This is a genomic window from Tardiphaga sp. OK245 (assembly GCF_900108575.1).
Classification (GTDB): Bacteria; Pseudomonadota; Alphaproteobacteria; order Rhizobiales; family Xanthobacteraceae; genus Tardiphaga; species Tardiphaga robiniae.
This window is the reverse complement of sequence record NZ_FNWZ01000002.1, coordinates 656,854-677,880: the sequence shown is the minus strand read 5'-3', so window position 1 is coordinate 677,880 and position 21,027 is coordinate 656,854. Positions and strand designations below refer to the sequence as shown.

Annotated in this window: 19 protein-coding genes and 1 tRNA gene; 6 read left to right on the top strand and 14 right to left on the bottom strand. The window is 61.9% G+C overall.

Going from position 1 to position 21,027, the window contains the following annotated elements; all coding sequences use genetic code 11:
• Positions 1-14 precede the first annotated feature (14 nt).
• From BLW80_RS09870 to trxA, 3 genes are read right to left on the bottom strand one after another with little or no spacing between them, the layout of a single operon-like run.
• The gene (locus BLW80_RS09870; protein WP_068730204.1) at positions 15-215 is read right to left on the bottom strand and encodes a Trm112 family protein; all 201 of its coding nucleotides are present in this window, start codon (positions 213-215) and stop codon (positions 15-17) included.
• 47 nt (positions 216-262) lie between these two features.
• On the bottom strand, positions 263-937 hold the full coding sequence (locus BLW80_RS09865; protein WP_089263165.1) for an LON peptidase substrate-binding domain-containing protein: 675 nt from the start codon (positions 935-937) through the stop codon (positions 263-265).
• 30 nt (positions 938-967) lie between these two features.
• The gene (gene trxA / locus BLW80_RS09860) at positions 968-1,906 is read right to left on the bottom strand and encodes a thioredoxin (RefSeq protein ID WP_414716828.1); all 939 of its coding nucleotides are present in this window, start codon (positions 1,904-1,906) and stop codon (positions 968-970) included.
• Positions 1,907-2,204: 298 nt separating this feature from the next.
• On the opposite strand from trxA, the gene BLW80_RS09855 reads away from it, so the two are divergent.
• The 4 genes from BLW80_RS09855 (at position 2,205) to BLW80_RS09840 (ending at position 5,083) form a co-directional block, all read left to right on the top strand.
• Positions 2,205-2,279, top strand: a tRNA-Gly gene (locus BLW80_RS09855).
• Between the two features lie 160 nt (positions 2,280-2,439).
• A complete protein-coding gene (locus tag BLW80_RS09850) occupies positions 2,440-2,889 on the top strand; it encodes a hypothetical protein (protein ID WP_170849625.1) in 450 nt (149 codons plus the stop codon).
• 258 nt (positions 2,890-3,147) lie between these two features.
• Positions 3,148-4,416 (top strand): PQQ-dependent sugar dehydrogenase, encoded by a 1,269-nt coding sequence (locus BLW80_RS09845; RefSeq protein ID WP_093757787.1) that lies wholly within the window; start codon positions 3,148-3,150, stop codon positions 4,414-4,416.
• 76 nt (positions 4,417-4,492) lie between these two features.
• On the top strand, positions 4,493-5,083 hold the full coding sequence (locus BLW80_RS09840; protein WP_093758205.1) for a c-type cytochrome: 591 nt from the start codon (positions 4,493-4,495) through the stop codon (positions 5,081-5,083).
• 55 nt (positions 5,084-5,138) lie between these two features.
• On the opposite strand, the gene panE is transcribed toward BLW80_RS09840, so the two are convergent.
• The 5 genes from panE to BLW80_RS09815 form a co-directional block, all read right to left on the bottom strand.
• Positions 5,139-6,062: a 2-dehydropantoate 2-reductase gene (gene panE, locus BLW80_RS09835; protein ID WP_093757786.1), complete on the bottom strand. Its 924-nt coding sequence runs from the start codon at positions 6,060-6,062 to the stop codon at positions 5,139-5,141.
• 181 nt (positions 6,063-6,243) lie between these two features.
• The gene (locus BLW80_RS09830) at positions 6,244-6,981 is read right to left on the bottom strand and encodes an SDR family oxidoreductase (RefSeq protein ID WP_093757785.1); all 738 of its coding nucleotides are present in this window, start codon (positions 6,979-6,981) and stop codon (positions 6,244-6,246) included.
• Positions 6,982-6,993: 12 nt separating this feature from the next.
• Positions 6,994-7,608 (bottom strand): 2-hydroxychromene-2-carboxylate isomerase, encoded by a 615-nt coding sequence (locus BLW80_RS09825; RefSeq protein WP_170849624.1) that lies wholly within the window; start codon positions 7,606-7,608, stop codon positions 6,994-6,996.
• 103 nt (positions 7,609-7,711) lie between these two features.
• On the bottom strand, positions 7,712-9,067 hold the full coding sequence (locus BLW80_RS09820) for an MATE family efflux transporter (protein ID WP_210185314.1): 1,356 nt from the start codon (positions 9,065-9,067) through the stop codon (positions 7,712-7,714).
• Between the two features lie 26 nt (positions 9,068-9,093).
• A complete protein-coding gene (locus BLW80_RS09815; protein ID WP_414717053.1) occupies positions 9,094-9,699 on the bottom strand; it encodes a DUF2239 family protein in 606 nt (201 codons plus the stop codon).
• Between the two features lie 108 nt (positions 9,700-9,807).
• On the opposite strand from BLW80_RS09815, the gene BLW80_RS09810 reads away from it, so the two are divergent.
• Entirely contained in the window at positions 9,808-10,473 is a 666-nt protein-coding gene (locus tag BLW80_RS09810; protein ID WP_093757783.1) for a glutathione S-transferase family protein, read from the top strand.
• Here the strand turns inward: BLW80_RS09810 and BLW80_RS09805 are convergent.
• The 3 genes from BLW80_RS09805 to ggt form a co-directional block, all read right to left on the bottom strand.
• The gene (locus BLW80_RS09805) at positions 10,470-11,369 is read right to left on the bottom strand and encodes an amidohydrolase family protein (protein WP_093757782.1); all 900 of its coding nucleotides are present in this window, start codon (positions 11,367-11,369) and stop codon (positions 10,470-10,472) included. The genes BLW80_RS09810 and BLW80_RS09805 overlap by 4 nt on opposite strands.
• Complete coding sequence (locus BLW80_RS09800) at positions 11,356-12,660, bottom strand: MFS transporter (RefSeq protein WP_093757781.1); 1,305 nt, start codon at positions 12,658-12,660, stop codon at positions 11,356-11,358. Before BLW80_RS09800 ends, BLW80_RS09805 begins: the two co-directional genes overlap by 14 nt.
• An 81-nt stretch (positions 12,661-12,741) precedes the next feature.
• A complete protein-coding gene (ggt, locus tag BLW80_RS09795) occupies positions 12,742-14,487 on the bottom strand; it encodes a gamma-glutamyltransferase (protein ID WP_093757780.1) in 1,746 nt (581 codons plus the stop codon).
• A gap of 106 nt (positions 14,488-14,593) precedes the next feature.
• Here ggt and BLW80_RS09790 point away from each other — a divergent pair, with 106 nt between their 5' ends.
• Positions 14,594-15,985: an MFS transporter gene (locus tag BLW80_RS09790; RefSeq protein WP_093757779.1), complete on the top strand. Its 1,392-nt coding sequence runs from the start codon at positions 14,594-14,596 to the stop codon at positions 15,983-15,985.
• A 12-nt stretch (positions 15,986-15,997) separates the two neighbouring features.
• Here the strand turns inward: BLW80_RS09790 and purH are convergent, their stop codons facing one another.
• The 3 genes from purH to BLW80_RS09775 form a co-directional block, all read right to left on the bottom strand.
• On the bottom strand, positions 15,998-17,590 hold the full coding sequence (gene purH, locus BLW80_RS09785; protein ID WP_093757778.1) for a bifunctional phosphoribosylaminoimidazolecarboxamide formyltransferase/IMP cyclohydrolase: 1,593 nt from the start codon (positions 17,588-17,590) through the stop codon (positions 15,998-16,000).
• A gap of 100 nt (positions 17,591-17,690) precedes the next feature.
• Positions 17,691-19,382 (bottom strand): heparinase II/III family protein, encoded by a 1,692-nt coding sequence (locus BLW80_RS09780; protein ID WP_093758202.1) that lies wholly within the window; start codon positions 19,380-19,382, stop codon positions 17,691-17,693.
• 183 nt (positions 19,383-19,565) lie between these two features.
• Complete coding sequence (locus BLW80_RS09775; RefSeq protein WP_093757777.1) at positions 19,566-20,906, bottom strand: RsmB/NOP family class I SAM-dependent RNA methyltransferase; 1,341 nt, start codon at positions 20,904-20,906, stop codon at positions 19,566-19,568.
• Between the last annotated feature and the right edge of the window lie 121 nt (positions 20,907-21,027).

Below are 21,027 nucleotides of genomic sequence, written 5' to 3'. Positions count from 1 at the left end.
GCCACATCAGAAATTCAGTCGATCTTCCGCGCTTCTTCCGGCAGCATGATCGGAATGCCATCGCGGATTGGATAAGCAAGCTTGGCCTGGCGCGAGATTAGCTCCTGGCGGGCCGCATCGAATTCGAGTTGCCCCTTGGTCAGCGGGCACACCAAAATCTCGAGCAGCTTGGCGTCGACGGTGCTTTCGGCGCGCTCGATTGGGGGTGTGGTCATGGGTGCGCTCCGGTGATGCGGTCGTTGATCATGGTTATTTATCAGAATTACTGCAGCGGTGGGTCGCCGCTGGTGCGCTTCTTGGCCAGATCCATTTCAGTGACAGCAATCAGGATCTCGGCGCGGGTCTTGAGGTCGGGTGCTTCGAGCATCGCCTGCTTCTCGGGCGGACCATAGGGCGACATCATCGCCAGCGCGTTCACCAGGGCCTCGTTGGGCGCCTTGTCGATGCCTTCCCAATCCACTTTCAGGTTGTTGGCCTTGAGGAAGTCGGTGAGCACCGCGAGCAGCGCGGCCCGGTCGACATCGTCTTCGCCCTTGCGTGCGGTGAAATCGTCGATGAAGGGGAAGTAGTCGACCTTGCACTGCCGGTACGCCGTCAGCACCGAGAGTTCCCGCACCACTTCGAAACGGGAAACGCCGGTCAGTTCGAGGATGTAGCGGCCGTCACCGGATTCGGCGAGCTGGGTGATGCGCCCGACACAGCCGACTTTGAACAGTGCCGGCTTGGCCTCATCCGGCGAATGCGCCGCATCGGGCTGGATCATGCCAATCAGCCGGTGCCCGTCGCGAAGCGAATCGTCGATCATCGCCAGATAACGCTGTTCGAAAATGTTCAGCGGCATCTGGCCACGCGGCAGGAGCAGTGCGCCCGGCAACGGAAAGACCGGGATTACCTCAGGAAGTTCGGCAGGCCCGCGATAGTCGGCATTGATGGGCATGTCCGGTTCCGATTCGTCACACGAGAAGAATTACGAGAACAGGATAGTCGATAACCGCCTGCGGCCGTCAACGGTGGCCTCATCCGTCGGTCCCCAAGCGTCGAAGAACTGGATCAATTGCTTGCGGGCGCCGTCGTCATCCCATTTGCGATCACGCTTGACGATTTCAAGCAGGTGACCCGTGGCCTCACTGCGCTGATTGGCGCCATTGAGCGCGATCGCAAGGTCGAAGCGGGCCTGATGGTCGAGCGGATTCGCGGCGACCTTCTGTTCCAGTTCGGTGACCGGACCGAGCGCACTGGCCTGTTCGACCAGATCGATCTTGGCCTGCACGGCCTTGACCGCAGCGTCCTCACGCTTCGCGACCGGGACGAGCTCAAGGGTCTGCTTGGCCTGTTCGATGGCGCCGGTCTCGACGTAACAGCGGGCAAGGCCAGCAATGGCGGCGATATTGCCGGCATCGGCGGCAATCACCTCGCCATAGATCGAAGCGGCGGTGGCCGGATCGCCTTCTGCGAGAATGGCTTCAGCTTCCTGAAGCAATTCGGCAGCCGTCGGCTCGGCCCCGGGCATGCCGGCTGTCAGCTTGTCGATGAACGCGTTGACCTGACTCTCCGGAACCGCACCCATGAAGCCATCGGCCGGCTGGCCGTTGACGAAGGCGATCACGGCGGGGATCGACTGGATGCCCATCTGGCCGGGAATCTCCGGATTCTCGTCGATGTTCATCTTGACCAGCTTCACCTTGCCCTTGGCGGCGGTCACGGCTTTCTCGATGACAGGAGTCAGCTGGCGGCACGGACCACACCAGGGCGCCCAGAAGTCGATCAGGACCGGCTGGCGTTTGGATTCCTCGATGACGTCCTGCACGAAGGTGCGGGTGGTCGTGTCCTTGATGAGAGCGGTTGCTGCCTGCGGCGTCGAACCTGCCTGCGGCGCCTGTGCGCCGCCCTGATCCATGATGGTCACGTGAACCTCGCTCGATGTCTGAAAAATTTGGCTGCTTCTAGCATGGCCTGAGCGATTAAATGGCGTCCGTGACAGTAATTTGCAATCCGGTGAAATAGGTCCGGCAGGGACCGATTCGACCCGAGAGGCGACATTTCGCTGTTTTGACCCATTTTCTGGGCAAAATCGGGCTCAAAGGGCCATAAACCGCGATTAACTCGCCGTGATCCGAGATGCAGTCTAACTGTTGCATTCGCCACCGGCATTTGGCATAGGTCTGCGCGTCGGCGGCGAGCAATCGCCGCCTGTCTTCTCGGATGCGGGTGTAGCTCAGTGGTAGAGCACGACCTTGCCAAGGTCGGGGTCGAGGGTTCGAATCCCTTCGCCCGCTCCAGAATTTTCCTGGTTTTTTGGCATCAGTTTTATCGATCACAGGCCGCCGTCCGGCGGCCTTGTCGTTTGTGATCCGCAGGCACGCAGATCCGCCCCGCATCGCTTGAAATCATCGGGCGTTGGGCAGACAATCCACGGGCGAAGCGGGTACGAGACTGACGATGCCGTCGACCACTGATTCCAACCTGGAAATTGCCAAGCGTGCCAATGACGAGGCGCGGGCGGATTTTGCGACCTGGGTGATGATGGCGAAGCTGAAAAGCCTCGACGCGCTGCCGCAGGAAGCCCAGACATTCTATGCGGGCTATCTCGCGCTGCTGGCGCGTGGCAAACAATCCGAGCCAGCCGCGGCCGAAGCCACCATCCAGACTGTCTACCGCAGCTATTATTCCCGCATGGGCGGCACCGGCATCGCGCCCATCATCAAGACGGCTTCGAGATCAAGACCAATGCCCGACGACAACAATAACAACGTCACGCCCTTTCGCCGGATCAAGCCCAACACGCCACCGCCCCCGCGCGAAAAGAAGAAGCTGCCGGTCGCGTTGATCTTCATCGGGTTGATCTTGCTGGCTGTGGCCTGGCGCTATCTCACCAAGGGCAGCCTTTAAAAAAACGTAGCAGTGATCGCGCGATGATGCGGTGCGATGCGCCAATTGCATCAGGCTACTGGAACTAACTTTCAAAATTTTTTTCAAGATGTCGTCGTGATGGCGACGTCTTTCATTTGCGCGAGCGTTAGTTGCGCTTTTCACCTGCGACATTTGTGCTAGCATCTCACTGTCTGAGAAAATCACAGACCAATAAAGTTCGTCTCGAACGTTCAATAAGACATAGCAGCCGCAACAAGCTGCACAGGGAGTGACGCGATGAAATCGATGACTGGTCGATCCGTTGTTGCGTGCGCCGCCATCCTCGCTACGGCGATCGGCATGGCCTCGCTCAATCAAGCGAGCGCACAGCAAAAGCTCAAGAGCTACAAATCCGATACCAAGGAATTCTGGACCAATCCGCCGGACGACTGGTTCCTCGGTGACGAGACCGAGGCACAGAAGGGACTGGCGCCGCCGTCGGGCCCGCCGGCCGGTGCGTCCGATGCCGAACTCGCAGCCATGATGAAGAAGATCAAGCTGCCGCCGGGATTCAAGATCGAGGTCTATGCATCCGGCGTGCTGGCGGCGCGGCAGATGGCCTGGGGCGATAAAGGCACGCTCTTTGTCGGATCGTTCGGCCTCGGCAACGTCTATGCGATCACCGACAAGGGCGGCAAGAAAGAGGTCAAGACCGTCATCAAGGGCATGAAGATGCCGACGGGCATCGCCTTCCAGGACGGTGCGCTCTATGTGATCGATATCAACAAGCTGATCAAATACGAGAATGCCGAGGCAAATATCGACAAGCTCGGTGACGGCAAGGTGGTCTATGACGACATGCCGTCATTCGCGGCGCATGGCTGGAAGTATCTCGCGCCGGACAAGGACGGCTGGTTCTACGTTCCGTTTGGACCTCCCTTCAACATCGGCATTCCGCCGACCAGCCTCTCGCAGATCCGCCGTGTCGATCCCAAGACCGGCAATGCCGAAATCGTTGCGCTGGGCGTTCGCAATTCGGTGGGCGGCGACGTCGATCCCCGCACCGGCAAATACTGGTTCACCGAAAATGCGCGCGACTGGATCAGCGACGATATGCCGAGCGACAAGCTCAATATGATCTCGAAGCTTGGTGAGCATTTCGGCTATCCGCATTGCCATCAAGGCAACATGCCGGATCCGAAATTCGCCATGGGGCACAAGTGTTCGGAGTTCACGCCGCCGGTGTTGAATCTCGGCGCCCATGTCGCTCCGTTGGGGATGAAGTTCTATACCGGCAACATGTTTCCTGCCGAGTATAAGAACAACATCTTCATTGCCGAGCATGGCTCGTGGAACCGGCACAAGTATCAGGGCGCACGTATCAAGCGTGTGATCGCCGGGCCGGATGGCAAGAACGCCAAGCAGGAGATCTTTGCCTCCGGCTGGATCGAGGGTGACCAGGGTTATCTCGGCCGCCCTGCCGATATCGTTCTGGCCAAGGATGGATCGCTGCTGATTGCCGACGATTGGGCAGGCGCAATCTATCGCATCAGCTACGCGAAGTAAGTCGCGAATTGCGTGAGGCTGGAGTTGCGTCATCCGCAGCTCCAGCCTCATGTATTCTGGAATGGGAATGTGGCTCATGCATCGTTTTGCAATCGCGGCTGTTCTTGTCTTTCTAGTTCTTGGTTCTGGGTCCAGTCCGGCTGATGCCGCCGATATCGCCGCGGGCAAGGAGAAAGCCGAGCTCTGCAGCGGCTGTCATGGCGAGAACGGCATCTCGCAAATGGAGAATATCCCATCACTCGCCGCACAGCCGGATCTGTTTATCCAGTGGCAGCTGGTGTTCTTTCGTTCAGGTACGCGCAAGAACGAACAGATGCAGCCGATCTTGGAGCAGATCGACAACAACGACATCCGCAATCTCGGCGCCTATTTCGCCTCGCTGAAACCGCCGGAGGGTAAGAAGCCCGATGACAATCCGGATTTGTCGGCCAAGGGCGCGCAAGCGGCGGTCGGCCGTCGCTGTGCATCGTGTCACACGGAAAGTTATGGCGGCACGAAGGCGGTGTCGCGTATCGCCGGACAGCGCGAGGACTATCTCGTCAAGGCGCTGCGCGACTACAAGTCCGGCGTCCGCGCCGGTGGCGGCATGGCAGCGATGGCTGAGGTTGCCTATTCGCTAAGTGAAGAAGAGATCACTGCGCTGGCGCATTATCTGGCGCATCTATGAAGGGAAATCCGTAGCCCGGATTGCGATTGGCCTGATCCGGGCTACGTGGTGATGCTTACGCTACCCGCTGATGCTCATACGCCTTGAGATGCGTATAGATCATCCGCAGTCGCGGCACGGCAACCTTGGCGGCATCGGCGCGGGCGATGACATCGCCGACGATCTGGTCGGCCTCGATCTGCGCCTTGTTGAGAATGTCGCGATACATCGAGGCGGTCATCTTCGAACCCTCTGCTGTCAGCATGCCCTCGGTGCGTTCGAGGAAGGCTGCCCGCGGTGCGAAGCCGTTGGCCTTGGCGACGCCGCTCATCTCATCCCGCACGCCGAGGATGAAGTCCCGGCCGCCAGGTGCCGCGACGATGTCACCGACAGCGCCGCGCATGGCGCTGGTCGAGCCGGCAATCGTCGCCAGGAACACCCACTTCTCCCACATATCCTGCATGATATTCTCGGAGGCCGCGCCTCCAAAGTTGCCGGTCGCCATGATCGCAGCGATCGCCTTCACGCGATCTGAACTGCCGCCCTTGCGTTCGCCGAAGCTGAGCACCTGCATCGGCGCCATCTGGACGACCTCGCGCGCCTCGTTGAGCGTCGCTGCAATCTGGCATTGGCCGCCCATGACGTTCTCGGCGCCGAACTTCTTCTCCAGTACGTCGAGATGCTTCATGCCGTTGAGCAGCGGAATGATCGCCGTGTTTGGCCCAACCGCGGGTGCAAAGGACGCGATGGCGTCGTCGAGGTCGAAGGCCTTGCAGCTCAGCAGCACGACATCGAATTTCTCCTTGATCGTGTCGGCCTGCACGGTGGGTGGATTCTTCAGGGTCACGTCGCCGTGCGGGCTCTTGATGACGAGGCCGGCGCTCGCCAATTCGCTGGCGCGCTTCGGGCGAACCAGGAAAGTGATGTCATTGCCGGCCTGCAACAGCCTGCCGCCGAAATAACCGCCGATAGCACCGGCGCCGACCACGAGAATACGCATTGGGATGAGTCCATGTTGGATTGGAACGTGAAGCTGTCAAACAGTAGCCCGTCATTGCGAGCTCTGGGAAAGTTAGCTTGCCAACTTTCCCTTGAGCGAAGCAATCCAGTTCCTTGTCGATGCAGAGCTGGATTGCTTCGTCGCAAGGGCTCCTCGCAATGACGACTGTGGTGTGAGCGGACTACCACTTCTCTCCGAACGGGCGGATCTCCAGCTCGAACGTCCAGGCGCTACGCGGCTGCCGATAGAGCTGCCAGTATGACTGGGCGACCGACGCAGGCGGCATCAACAAATCGGGATTGTTGAGCGCCTCCTTGCCCCACATCTGCTCGCGGCGCTCGCGTACCCAGGCGGTGTCGACGCCGCTGTCGATAATCAGATGGGCAACATGGATGTTCTTCGGGCCGAGCTCGCGGGCCATCGCCTGAGCTACTGCACGCAACCCGAATTTGGCCGATGCAAAAGCGGCAAAACCACTGCCGCCACGCAAGCTCGCGGTGGCGCCTGTGAAGAAGATGTTGCCCTGGCCACGCGGCATCATCAGCCGTGCAGCTTCGCGCCCGGCCAGGAAGCCGGAATAGCAGGCCATCTCCCAGACTTTGCGAAATACCCGCTCGGTCGTTTCCAGGATCGGGAAATTCACATTGGCGCCGACATTGAAGATGCAGACCTCCAATGGCGCATGCGCATCGGCGTCATTGAGGAAGGCGGCGATCTCGTCTTCCTTGCGGGCATCGAGCGAGCGCGCCACGATCGTGCCACCCATGGCCTCGATCTCTGCCACCAAAGGCGCCAGCTTGTCGCCGTTGCGGCGCCCGGCGAACACTGTGAAACCTTCTGAGGCAAACTTCTTGGCGATCTCGGCGCCGATATAGTCTCCAGCTCCGATGACCGCGACAGTCGCGTTGCGCTTCTGCATGAAACTCTCCCGTTACTTGCTGGCGCCGGTGATCAGTTCCTCGACTTCGCGCAGTTGCTCCTTGCCGAAGAACATCTCGTTACCCACGAAGAAGGTCGGCGAGCCGAAGGCGCCGCGCTCGACAGCGGTCTGTGTATTCGCCACCAGTACCGCCTTCACCTCGGGCTCCTGTCCGCGTGCGAACAGTCTTGCGCCATCGAGACCCGACTCGGTCAGCGCTTTGATGGCCACGTCGGGGTCATCCATCTTCTTTGGCTCACCCCACATATGATGGAATGCCGCCTCGACGTATTTCTCGAACACGCCGTCAAGCTGTGCCGCGATGGCGACGCGCATCAGGTTCAGCGTGTTGACCGGGAAGAACGGATTCATCGTGTAGGGCTTGACGCTGAAGCGCTTCACGAACCGCTCGGTCTCGAGCTCATGAAATTCACGTTTGTTCTTGACGCCGGCATAGGTCTCCGCCGGCGAGCGATTATTGGTCGCCTTGAAGATGCCCCCCAGCAGGACCGGGACGTATTCGAATGTCACGCCGGTGCGCGCTTCGATCGCCGGGATCGCCAGATGGCTGAGATAGGCGTTGGGGCTGCCGAAATCGAACAGGAATTGTGGCGACGTCTTGGTCAAGGCGGTCTCCCGAATTTTTATTGGGTGCAGTGTGGCGCAGCACGTGCGATGCGTCCACATCTTTTATGATGACCGTAATGCTATGGCTTGACGGCGCACAGTATCAGATCAGACGCTGTACGGTCCGTTTGCGCCACACCAGCATGTAATAGCTCATCTGCAGAACAAACATGGCGCAGAAGGTGATGGGGTAGGCGGCCCAGACGCCATCGAGACCGATAGTGCGGCTGAGGATGACGGCCGAGGGCACCTCGATGGCAACGATGGCGAAAACCAGAAGCGCCAATGGTGCGAATACCGTTCCGCTGGCACGCATCATTCCGGAGAAGGTTGTGGCCATGCCGAACAGGACCGAACTCCACAGTACAATGTGAAGCGATCGCTGTGCGAGTTCGAGGACCGCGGGATCGACAATGAAAAAGCTCATGAGGGTGCGGGAGAACAGGTAGGCGATCGCCACCAGTCCGCCAGTCAGGACGAGGTTCATCAGCAATCCGGTGCGGACGATGGCGCCGAGCCGGTCGGCCTGGCCGCGGCCGATGGCCTGCGCGCCGAAGATCGAGACCGTAATCGAGATCGAAATGGCCGGAAACTGCACATAGCTCAAAATCTGGTTGACCGCGCCATAAGCGGCGGTCGCGTTGGAGCCGAAGCCGTTGACGAGGCCGAGCAGCACAAGTTCGGCCACCGACATTACGGCCATGCCGATCGCGGAAGGGATACCGATCCGCAACACCTTGCGCAGCAGCGCGGGGTCAAGCCGTATTCTGCGCAGGAGCTCCGCGTCGGGCGCGAGCGCGTGTTTCTTGCGGCGCAGGTACATGGCGAGCCAGAGCAGCGTGAACGCGCTCGACGCGGCCGCGGCGCAGGCAGCGCTGGCCACGCCAAGTCGCGGCAGGCCAAACCAGCCCTGGATCAGCGCCGGTGTGACGGTGAGGCCTATGAATGTGGATAGTGTCAGCGCCCATAGCGGCGTCACGGTGTCGCCGACGCCGCGCATCATCGATGTCATCAGAATGAAGATGAAGGTCGCCGGCATCGCCAGCATCATGATCCGGGCATAGGCGCTGGCCTGGTCGAGAACATCTGCCGGTGTCGCAAGCGCAACCATCATTGGTCGGCTCAACAGGGCGCCGAACACCGCGATGATGACCGCTAGCAGAAGGGCGACAGCGAGAGTCGTACCGGCCACCGCCTTTACCTTGTGGCGCTCGCCCGCGCCCCAGGCCTGGCCAATCAGCACCGACGCGCCCGCTCCCAATCCCACGACGAAGGAGATGAAGAAGAACATTATCGGAAAGAACACCGATGCCGCCGCGAGTGCATCGACGCCGATCATCTGGCCGACATAGATGCTGTTGATGGTGCCGAACAGCGATTGCAGAATGTTGCTCAGCATCATCGGTGCAAGGAAGACGAGAAAGGTCTTCCAGAGGGGCGGAACGTTCGACACGGGCATTTCCTTGGGATGGACGCGACGGCCGATCAGGCCGAGGTCGATTCGGCGCGATCACTGAAGGCAAGCTTGATGATGTGGTCGCGAACATCTTCGGGCCATGGGGCGATCAGGCCGGCAAAGCGTCGCCGGTCGTCAGCGAACAAGGCCCGCGACGCTTCCTCGAAACCGGGTCGGTCGCCCGCCATGGTCGACATGAAGTGATAAGCGGCGTCACGCGCCGCACGAAGCCGATCCCGGTCACCATGGACGCGGCGCGCCTCCTCGACCAGTTTTCGTAATGCGACGGAAGCGCCGCCGGGTTGGGTGCCAAGCCACTCCCAATGGCGCGGCAACAGCGTTACCTCGCGGGCGACAACGCCAAGCTTCGGCCGGCCACGGCCACGTGGCTCGGTGGATGCCTCGGTGGCGGGCTCGGCCGTCGATGGCTGGGGCAGGCGGGCGACGACCTCGCGATGGCTGCCGCGCAAATCGATATCGAGTGACTTGCCGGTGGCATTGTCGAAAATGACGATCGGATCGGCGATTGCGCCGGTCGCGATCTTGATTGCGATCGCCACCTCGGCCAATGGCCCAGAAGCCAGCAGCTTCGGACCGGCAAAGGCGCTAAACGGAGGAACACTCATTTCAGTCATGGGATAAGCCCGTCTCATCATCAAGATCGATGCTAATTATACCCGGATAATATATCTGTCAATATTACCCGGGCGATAATTGAGCGCGCCAGCTCGCAAAGGATCGCCATGCTCTCTGTCCATCACCTGAATAACTCGCGCTCCCAGCGCGTCCTGTGGCTGCTCGAAGAGCTCGGCACTCCCTATGAGATCATCAGATACAACCGGCAGCCCAACATGCTGGCTCCGCCGGAGCTGCGGGCGATTCATCCGCTCGGCAAGTCGCCGGTCATCACCGACAACGGCAACACGATCGCCGAGTCCGGCGCGATCGTCGAATATCTCGTCAAGACCTATGGCAATGGCCGGCTGATCCCCGCCGACAATACCCCGGAGCGTCTGCGCTTCACCTACTGGCTGCACTATGCCGAGGGATCGGCGATGCCGCCGCTACTGTTGAAGCTGATCTTCCTGATGCTGCCGAAGCGCGCGCCGCTACTGATGCGTCCGGTGGTCAATGCCATCGCCGCGAAAGCGCTGAACACGTTGGTGGATCCGCAGCTCAAACAGCATATGGCCTTCTGGGAAGGCGAGCTGTCGAAGAGCGAGTGGTTCGCCGGCAACGAATTCACCGCCGCCGATATCCAGATGAGCTTCCCGCTCGAAGCCGCCTCTGCGCGCGCCGGGCTGGAGCAAGGACATCCCAAGGCGATGGCGTGGCTCGCGAAGATCCATGCGCGGCCCGCCTATCAGCGTGCGCTGGAGAAGGGCGGGCCGTATTCGGTGGGGCGCTAGACCGCGGGGAAGCCGAACAGCTTCTGCGGATTGTTCGTGAGGATACGATTGCGCGTCGTCTCATCCGGCACCCACTCTGCAAGCAGGTCGAGCAGATCACTTACGCCCATCATCACATCCCAGTTCGCCACATGCGGCCAGTCGGAGCCCCAGATGCAACGATCCGGATTGGCGGCGACCAGCTTCTGGGCGAAGGGAATCGTATCGCTATAGGGCGGGCCACCCTGGATGCTGGTACGATAGGCGCCGGACAGCCGCACCCATGCGCCGTCACGAACGAGTCCGACCAGAGCGTCGAAGCCCGGATCGTTGATGCCGCGTGAGGTCGGGAAGTGTCCCATATGGTCAACGAGGAATGGCACCGGCAGTTTCGCAAAGCGTGAGGCGAGAGCCGGAATATCCTTGGCATCGATCAGGAATTGCAGATGCCAGCCCATCTCGCGGCAGAGCGACGCGTAGTCCTCAAGCTGCGCGAAACCCATCCCGCCGCCATAAAGCACGTTGAGCCGAAGGCCGACGACGCCGGCTTCTTTCAGCGCGGCCTTCTCCTTCTCGGGGCAATCCAGCCCGATCACGGCGATGCCGCGCAACCGCTGGCGATTGGCGGTGAGTGCATCCACCAGCAGACGATTGTCGGTGCCATGGACGCTGACTTGCGTCAGCACGCCGTAAGTCATGCCGGTCGCATCGAGCATTGATAGATAAGATGCCGCCGTGGCCTCCGGCGGCGTGTAGCTCCGCCCGGCGACGAACGGATAGTCCGACGGCAGACCGATCACATGGGCATGCGTATCAACGGCACCCCGCGGCACGGTGAACCGTGTCGCGCTGCGCTGGCTCGGTTGCGGCCCCGGGCAAGCCCGGGGTTCGCTGGGGGATGAATCAGGCGTCTGCATAGAGAATACGTCCGCGGGTTTCGGGCAACGCATAGGCTGCGAGGAAGAACAGGCCGTAAGCCAGCACTGCGAAGATCGCGATGGCATTGCCGAGGCTGGTAGTATTGGACAGAGCGCCGACCAGGAACGGGAACAGAGCGCCGATGCCACGGCCGAAATTGTAGCAGAAGCCCTGGCCCGATCCGCGCAGACGTGTTGGATAGAGCTCCGTGAGGAACGCGCCCATACCGGAGAAGTAGCCCGACGCAAAGAAGCCGAGCGGGAAGCCGAGGATCCACAGAACTTCGTTGGTGAGCGTCACCTGTGTGTAGATCAGGATGACTGCGATGGCGCCGAGCGAGAAGGTCAGGAACAGGTTGCGGCGACCGATGCGGTCGGCGAGCCAGGCGCCGACGAGATAGCCGATGAAGGAGCCGACGATCAACGCCGAGAGATAGCCGGTCGATGAGACGATCGACAGCTTGCGCTCGGTGGTGAGGAAGCGCGGCACCCAGAAGGTGATGGCGTAATAGCCACCCTGGCAACCGGTCGCAGCGAGCGACGCAAGGATCGTGGTCTTCAGCATCGGGCCGGCAAAGATTTCGCTGAGCTTGGGCCGATCGCCGCTGGCGTTCTGCTTGGCGCGGGTCTCCGCGGCGATGACCGGCTCTTCGACGTAGCGGCGCAGATACAGCACCAGCAAAGCCGGCAGTGCACCGATGGCGAACATCCAGCGCCACGCTGTCTCTGGTGGAAGCCATGAGAACAAGACCGCTTGTGACAGCACGGCGAGACCCCAGCCGATCGCCCACCCGGATTGCACCGAGCCGACAGCACGGCCGCGATATTGCGGACGGATGGCTTCGCCCATCAGCACTGCGCCTGCGGCCCATTCACCGCCAAAGCCGATGCCGAGCAGCGCACGCGCCACCAGCAGCTGATCGAAATTCTGCACGAAGGCACAGATCAGCGAGAAGAACGAGAACCACAGGATCGTTAGCTGCAGCGTGCGGACGCGGCCGATACGGTCGGCAAGATAACCGCCGAGCCAGCCGCCGATGGCGGATGCGAGCAGTGTCACCGTGCCGGCGAGTCCGGCGGTGCCGGGATCGACCTTCCACATCACGATGATGGTGCCGATCACCAGCGGATAGATCATGAAATCCATGCCATCGAGCGCCCAGCCTGTGGCACAGGCCCAGAATGTGCGGCGCTCCGGCGGATTCATGTCGCGATAGAAGGCCAGAAGGCTGGTGTCTTCGATTTCCGCGCGCTCAATGGCGCCGGGATAGGTTGGTCGGTTGCCGCTCATGATTGTTTCCCCCGTTAGTCGTCTTGGTTCGGGGGGCGCTCACCCGTGCGCCCCTGGGAGCACCGGATATGTCATTGGACGTCAGTACCCAGATGCCTCAGCGCCACGCGTACGCCGATCAGGGGCACCAAGCAAGCCGTCTGGCGTCACGAGAATAGAATTGGCCGAAGTCTGGCCCATCGGCTCGACCACCTTGTGGCCCATGGCACGCAGGGCATTGAGGGTCTCTTCGCTGAAGCCGCGTTCGATGCGCACTTCATCAGGCAGCCACTGGTGATGCAGGCGAGAGGTCGCGACGGCCGACATCACATCCATTCTGTAGTCGATCACATTGACGATCACCTGCAGCACTGTCGAGATGATGCGGCTGCCGCCGGGCGAACCGGTGACGAGTACCGGCTTGCCGTCCTTCAGGACAATGGTCGGCGACATCGATGACAGTGGCCGCTTGCCTGGGCCGGGCAGGTTGGCTTCGAAGCCGACGAGACCATAGGCATTGGATGCGCCGGGTGCGGCGGTGAAGTCGTCAAGCTCGTTGTTGAGCAATACGCCGGTGCCGTCGGCGATCAGGCCAACACCATAACTGAAGTTCAGCGTGTAAGTGTTGCTCACCGCATTGCCGGCGCTGTCGACCACCGAATAGTGGGTCGTATTCTGTCCTTCGCGCGGCGGTACGGCCGAGAGGGCATCGGTCCACGGCGTTGCCTTGTTGGGATCGATCGAGGCGCGCTGCCCGGTAGCGTAGTCCTTCGAAGTCAGCGTCGCGATCGGCGCGTTGACAAAAGCGGGATCGCCCAGATAGCGCGCGCGATCCGCATAAGCACGCTTCATGGCCTCGACCAGCAGATGCAGCGACGGTGCGGAGGCTTGCCGCATCTCGCCCATCGGGAAGCCTTCGAGAATATTCAGCGTCTCCAGCAGCACCGTTCCGCCGGATGACGGCAGCGGCATCGAGATGATGTCGTAGCCGCGATAGCTGCCGCGGACCGGCGTGCGAACCACGGGCTGATAGGTCTTGAGGTCGTCTGCCGTGAAGATGCCGCCTGCCGCATTGATGCCGCTGACCAGCTTCTCGGCGACGGGGCCTTCATAGAAGCCGCGCGGTCCCTGTGCGGCAATCGCCGTGAGCGTTGTTGCGAGGTCTGTCTGGATCAACCGGTCGCCCTCGCGCAGCGAGGTGCCGTCGTCACGTGAAAAGATCTTCTTCGTCGCGGGCCTGCGCGCCAGGCGTCTGTGCCAATCCGGCAGCGTATCTGCGCCATCGTCAGTCAGGATGAAGCCGTCGCGCGCCAGCGCAATCGCGGGCTGTAACAGATCCGACAGCGTGAACTTGCCCGAGCCATATTTTTCCAGCGCCAGCGCCAGCCCTGCGACCGTGCCGGGGATGCCGATGCCCAAAGCGGAATCGCGGGATTTTGCGGTGTCCGGTTTGCCGTCGCTGCCGAGAAACATGGTGCGGGTGGCAGCGGCCGGCGCGGTCTCGCGATAGTCGATGGTGACGTCTTCGCCGGAGGCTGTGTGGATCACCATGAAACCGCCGCCGCCGATATTACCGGCGCGCGGATAGGTGACAGCCATGGCGAAACCGCTCGCAACAGCCGCATCGATCGCATTGCCACCGCGCGCCATGACATCCGCACCCACCCTGGCGGAGATCTTCTCCTGGGCGACGACCATGCCATGCTTGGCCGCGATGGGTTTGAGCGTGCCTGACGGTGCGGGGGTATAGATGTCACGCGCCTGCTGCGCGTTTGTCGATGCCGGGACGACGAGTATAAATGCGAGTGCTGCGACGCACGTACAACGCAGGAAAGCAAACGGTGCCATCGATCACTCCGGCTGACAGCGGACATGATCGCATCGCCGTCTCGAATGCTATATGGCTTGTGAAACGTACGAGACAACACTCTGTGATTCGCGGGGGATACCACGCATGGCGGTCGCCGCCGCTTCATCAGCCTCTGTGACAGCGGCGCCAAAGACCTATCCACCGCGCTCTGCGGTGATCAGTTGGATGTTTTTCGACTGGGCGGCCCAGCCTTACTTCAGTCTCATCACCACCTTTGTCTTCGCGCCCTATTTCGCCACGCGTGTGGCATCCGATGCCGCCACGGGACAATCGCTGTGGGGTTTCGCTACTGCTGCGGCCGGGTTGATCATCGCGCTGGCATCGCCGATGCTTGGCGCGATTGCCGATGCGAGCGGCCGCCGCAAGCCGTGGATCGCAAGCTTCGGTGCGATCTTCGTGATCGGCGCCTGCATCATGTGGATCGGCAAGCCCGGCGATCCCGCTATCATCCTGCCGCTGCTGATTGCCTATGGCTTGGCGACCATCGGCGTGGAATTTGCCACCGTGTTCAACAATGCGATGATGCCGACGTTGGTGCCGCCGGATAAAATCGGCCGCCTGTCCGGTTCGGGCTGGGCGCTCGGCTATGTCGGCGGCATTCTCAGCCTGATCATCGTGCTCGGCTTCATGGCTGCGAACCCGACCACTGGGCGCACATTGTTCGGTCTGGTCCCGATCCTCGGTCTCGACCCCGCGACGTTCCAGGGCGATCGCATTTCGGCGCCGCTGTCGGGCCTGTGGTTCGTCGTCTTCGTGCTGCCGATGTTTCTGCTGACGCCGGATTTTCCTGCAAAGGTTTCGCCCGGTCACGCCGTGCGTGCAGGTCTGACCGATCTCAGGCACACGCTAAGCGATCTGCCGAAGCATCGCTCGATGATGGCATTCCTGATAGCCAACATGATCTACACGGACGGGCTCGTGTCGCTGTTTGCTTTCGGCGGCATCTATGCGGCCGGCACGTTCGGCTGGAATACGATTCAGATCGGCACATTCGGTATCATCCTAGCCATTGCCGGAACGTTCGGCGCCTTCATTGGCGGAAAACTCGACGATGCGTTCGGACCAAAGCGTGTGATCACCGGCAGCATCCTGCTGCTGCTGATCTCGATCATCGCGATCCTGCTGATTGATCGCGAAACCATCTTCTTCATCAAGGTCACGCCGCCGGTGCCCGGTGGCGGTCTGTTCGCGGCGCCTGCGGAGAAGGCCTATCTTGCGCTGGGTTGCCTGATCGGCATGGCGGGCGGTCCGCTGCAGGCGGCATCGCGCACGCTGTTGATCCGGTTGGCACCGCAGGATCGCATCGCGCAGTTCTTCGGTCTGTTCGCGTTGACAGGGAAGGTAACGTCCTTCATGGGGCCGCTATTGATCGGCCTCGTCACCGCAATCACCGCCAGCCAGAAGGCTGGCATGGCAGTGCTGGTGCTGTTCTTTGTCGGAGGCCTTGGCCTGCTCGCACGGGTGCGAGAGGCCTGAGACTGAGAAGCCTTAGTGCTTGAAGTGGCGGACGCCGGTGAACACCATTGCGATTCCGGCGTCATCTGCCGCCTTGATCACTTCATCGTCGCGCACCGAACCACCGGGCTGGATCACCGCAGTGGCTCCGGCCTCGATGGCAACGAGCAAGCCGTCCGCGAACGGGAAGAATGCGTCTGACGCGACCACCGATCCCTTGGTCATCGGCTGTGCGAGCTTCATCTCAGCGGCCGCATCTTGCGCCTTACGGGCGGCGATGCGTGCGGAATCGATGCGGCTCATCTGGCCGGCGCCGATACCGACAGTGGCGAGGTCCTTGGCATAGACGATGGTATTCGACTTGATGTGCTTGGCTACGCGAAACGCGAATTTGAGATCGCGCAGTTCGGCGTCGGTCGGCTGACGCTTGGTCACGGCCTTCAGCACCATGTCGTCGACAACAGCATTGTCGCGGCTCTGGATCAGCATGCCGCCAGCCACGGTCTTGGCCGTGAAGCCCGGCGCGCGCGGATCCGGCAATCCGCCGGCCAAGAGCAGACGCAAGGTCTTCTTCGCGGCGACGATGGCGATGGCTTCCTCGGTGGCGTCAGGTGCCACGATGACCTCGGTGAAGATCTCGGTGATGACGCGCGCGGTGTCTGCATCGAGCGTCTTGTTCAGCGCAACGATGCCGCCGAACGCCGAGGTGGAATCGCAGGCCAGTGCCTTGCGATAGGCCTCAACCAGGCTGCTGCCTTCGGCGACGCCGCAGGGATTGGCGTGCTTGACGATGACACAGGCCGCGGTGCGCTTCGGATCGAACTCGGCGATGCATTCATAGGCCGCATCGGTGTCGTTGATATTGTTATAGGACAGTTGCTTGCCCTGTACCTGCCGCGCCGAGGATACGCCGGGGCGGAGTTCGGGTGTGCGATAGAATGCAGCGGTCTGGTGCGGGTTCTCGCCGTAACGCAGCGCTTCGACCAGTTTGCCACCGACGGCACGGAAATCCGGTGCGGTGATCTTCAACTGATCCGCGAACCAGTTCGAGATCGCAGCGTCATAAGCTGCGGTGCGCGCATAGGCCTTGGCTGCCAGACGACGGCGCAGCGTCAGCGTGGTCGCGCCCTTGTTGGTCGCGAGTTCATCGAGCACCGACTGATAATCGGAGGGCTCGACGACGACAGTGACGTCGTCATGGTTCTTGGAGGCTGCGCGGATCATTGCCGGACCGCCGATATCGATATTCTCGATACAATCCTCATAGGAGGCGTTCTTCGCGACGGTCTCCTCGAACGGGTAGAGGTTCACGACGAGCAGATCGATCTGCGAAATTCCGTGATCCTTCATTGCCTTGGCGTGGTCGGCATTGTCGCGGATCGCGAGCAGGCCGCCATGGACCTTGGGATGCAGCGTCTTGACCCGGCCATCCATCATTTCCGGGAAGCCGGTGAGATCGGACACATCGGAGACCTTCAAGCCCGCCGCAGCGATCGCCTTGGCGGTACCGCCGGTGGAGACGAGGTCGATGCCGTGAGCGGACAGCGCCCGTGCGAATTCGATCAGCCCGGACTTATCGGAAACGGACAATAGAGCGCGAGTAACCTTGCGCGGATGGTCGGTCATGATGCGTATCCCGTGGGAGAAGGACGCCGCGTAGCATGGTTTCGCGGTGCAAGAAACTGCAAGGGCTTGCATGCCAGCAATTTCGTCGTGAAGGCCTGATTTACAACGGCAATTCCGGCTCGCGGCGGGCGTTGCGGCGGGCCGTGGTCTGCGACGGCGAGGAGGCCGAGCGGGCAAAACTCCAGCGGATGCTGGAGGTCTGCTGGGCGTTCTGGTGGATCACGATCTGGGCGGTTCGGCGCGGTCCGTCATTGCCGGCCAGGAACACGCTGTCCTCCAGCTCGACCTTGTCGTCCAGCGCCTCGAAGGTCCAGACGTCGCGGTTCGGCAATACCAGCATGACGCCGCGGGCGTCGCTGAGCCGGCTGGCCTTTACCGACGGGTGCAGATGGAAGCGCAAGGCGTAGTCGGTATTGCTGCCTTTCAGCCGCGCGCCGGGCGCCGCCGCGACGATGTCCTCGCCCTCGAGTTTCGAACCGTCCTCGGAGATCATCAGCACGCGCCGATGCGTGACACCGAAGCGTGGGTGATAGCCGTCATGCGAGGTGGTCAGGATGGTGCCGTTCGAGGTGATCTCGCGATAGCTCTCCACCACATGCGGGCCGTTGACGATCGGCGCACCCTGCAGAAACTTCTTCATCGCGCTGCGTTCGACGAACTGGCACGACGAGGTGTTGTGATAGGTCATCGTCGAATGCGCCGGCGTACCGCGCGCGAAAGCGCGCCAGTTGTCGCGCCCGGTCGACGGCATGCCGCAATTGATGACGATGCGGCTCGGGCCGGACGACAGTTCGAACGACAACGTGCCGGCATGCGCGTCGTGGCTCACACTGGACGGTGGTGGCGGGCCGGTGTCGATGATCACGGTCATCTGACCGGCCTCGAGACGCTGGAAGCCGGTATGCGGCATATGCGCCATCGGCACGCCGTGCGTGTCGTCATAGGCCAGCAGCGTCGCCAGCAGATGCGATGGCGCATTGCTCATACCGTTGAACAGTGCGAACGAGCCGTCGCCATGACGGAAGAATCGCAGCATCGGCATCATGCGATCGATCGCATTCAGTAGCGCCGGCGGTGGCGCGATGTTGCGGGCGGCAAAAGTCTGCCGCAGTGGCAGCAGATCGATCAGCAATTCGATCAGCGCGCCGGGGTTGCGCGAGATATGTCCGCCATCGGGCAGGATCTGGCGCTGCAATTCGTCGGAGAGTTTGCGTGTGGCGGTACGGATGTGGCGCGCTTGATTGGCGAGGCAGAGGGATGCGTAACACAGCGCAATCAGTACCTGCAGCTTTGGCACGCCGTCGGGTGCATGCGACAGCGCGTAGCGTAGCGAGCGAATCTCGCGGCTGAGCGAGCGCAGATAGCGGCGATAGAATTTGCCGTCGGTATCGCCGAGTACCAGCGGCGCCTGCGATAGCAGCGAGATCACACGGCGGGCGATGACGTCGGCGCGGCGTCCGACCGGGCGCTTGCGCGACGTATTCGACATCCAGTCGTCGATCAGCGAGCGCGCATTGGCGCGGGTGATGGCGGTGTCGGCGGCGCGCAGATGGCGGAGCCAGCCGAAGCCGAGCAGTGAAACTTCCCAGTCTTCCGATGGCGGTTCCAGATCGAAGATCGAGCGACCGTGGCAGGTGACGATCTTGCCGGCGAAGACGAAGCGCCCGGCATAGATTTCGGCGGCGCGGGTGGCATCGGTGGTGCGCAGATCATGCGGCGCGATGATCAGGCGATCTGTGCGTCCGGGCCAGAGCCGGGCCAGGGCTGCCGATCCGCCAGACGCGCGCGACATCGCGCTCCGCGCGAAGCGGCCGAGGATCAGCCCCGAGATACGTCTGCGATGTGCGACCACGCGCGCCTTGAACTGGAAGAGAAAGGGTTGTTGCGAATCCTTTTAGCCGGAAACGCGATCCGCACACAGTACAAGGAAGCCCCCTGTGGAAGCCTCGCGAATCGGGAGATTACTCTGTGAATATCAGGATTTAATGAGTCGCGCCGCATAGAAGCCGTCGAGCCCGCCGAGCCGAGGATCGGTATGGGGCAGATGGCTCGGCAAAGTGCGCAGATCGCCCTCGGGGGTGACGATCTCGGCCAGGCCGGCAACTTCACTGGCGTCGGCGGGGGCGCGGCGCATGCTGGAATCCTTGGCCAGCAGGTCGGCGATGGCTTGTTCGCCTTCTTCAGGCTCCAGCGAACAGGTGCAATAGACCAGGGTTCCGCCGGGCTTCAGGATCGAAGCCGCCTTCTGCAGCAGGCGCCGTTGCAGCGCCGTCAGCATGACGATGTCGGAGTCCTGTTTCAGCCAGGCGACGTCGGGGTGCCGCCGGATCGTGCCGGTGGAGGAGCAGGGCGCATCCAGCAACACGCCGTCAAAACCCTCGCCGGGATATTCGGCGCCGTCGACGACGACGGTTTCGGCCTTGAGCGACAGCCGCGCCAGATTTTCGCGCAGCCGCGCCACACGATTCGGCGAGCGGTCGATAGCAGTGACCTGTGCGCCGCCCTGGACCAATTGCGCAGTCTTGCCGCCCGGCGCGGCGCAGAGATCGACGATGCGTTTGCCCTTGAGGTCGCCGAATAGTCGTGCCGGCAGTGCCGCCGCGGCATCCTGCACCCACCACTGGCCGTCATCGAAACCGGGCAACATGGTCACCGAGCCCTGCAGCAAGGTTCGGACGGAACCGGTTGGAAGCACTTCGCCGTGCAGGCGCGTGGCCCAGGCATCGGCTTCGGATTTGACGGTGAGATCGAGCGACGGCTCATGGCTCAGCGCCACGGCCATTTCCTTGGCTGCCGTCCCGCCGTAATGGGCCGTCCAGCGCGCCATCAGCCAGGGCGGGATGTCGAGAGTCTGGGCGGCAACTTCGTCGATCAGCGGCTGGCCTTCACGGGCGCAGCGTCGCAACACGGCATTGACCAGTCCGGCATATTTCGCGGCGCGGCGGTCGGATTGCACCATGCGGACCGAGAGGTCGACGGCGGCGTGATCCGGCACATCCATCCAGAGGATCTGGGCAGCACCAATCAGGAGCGCGCTCTGCGCACGCGGGGCATCGGTGGGGACACCGCGGTCGAGCAGGCGGGAGAGAATATGCCCGAGCGTACCGAGCCGGCGCAGGATCGTCGCAACCAGACGTCGCATCAGCGCGCGGTCGCGGTCGGACAGCGTTTTCAGGCCGGGATGGGCCGCGGCGCCTTCGAGCTGGTCGTCGAGGGTCCGATGCTTGTGCAAGACGCCGTCGAGAATATCCGCCGCAATCCGTCGCGCGGCGAGGCCGGGGACCTCGGTTGGCGGTGCGTATCTTACTTGCGACATGCGAAAACATCACGACGGAGGGCGGGCAATGGCGCGGGCAGGCTCAGCATGCGGCCATTGGATGGGAGCGATTCTGTCGCATGCGAATATGCCAAATGTAAGAATCGCCCTTATATGCTCA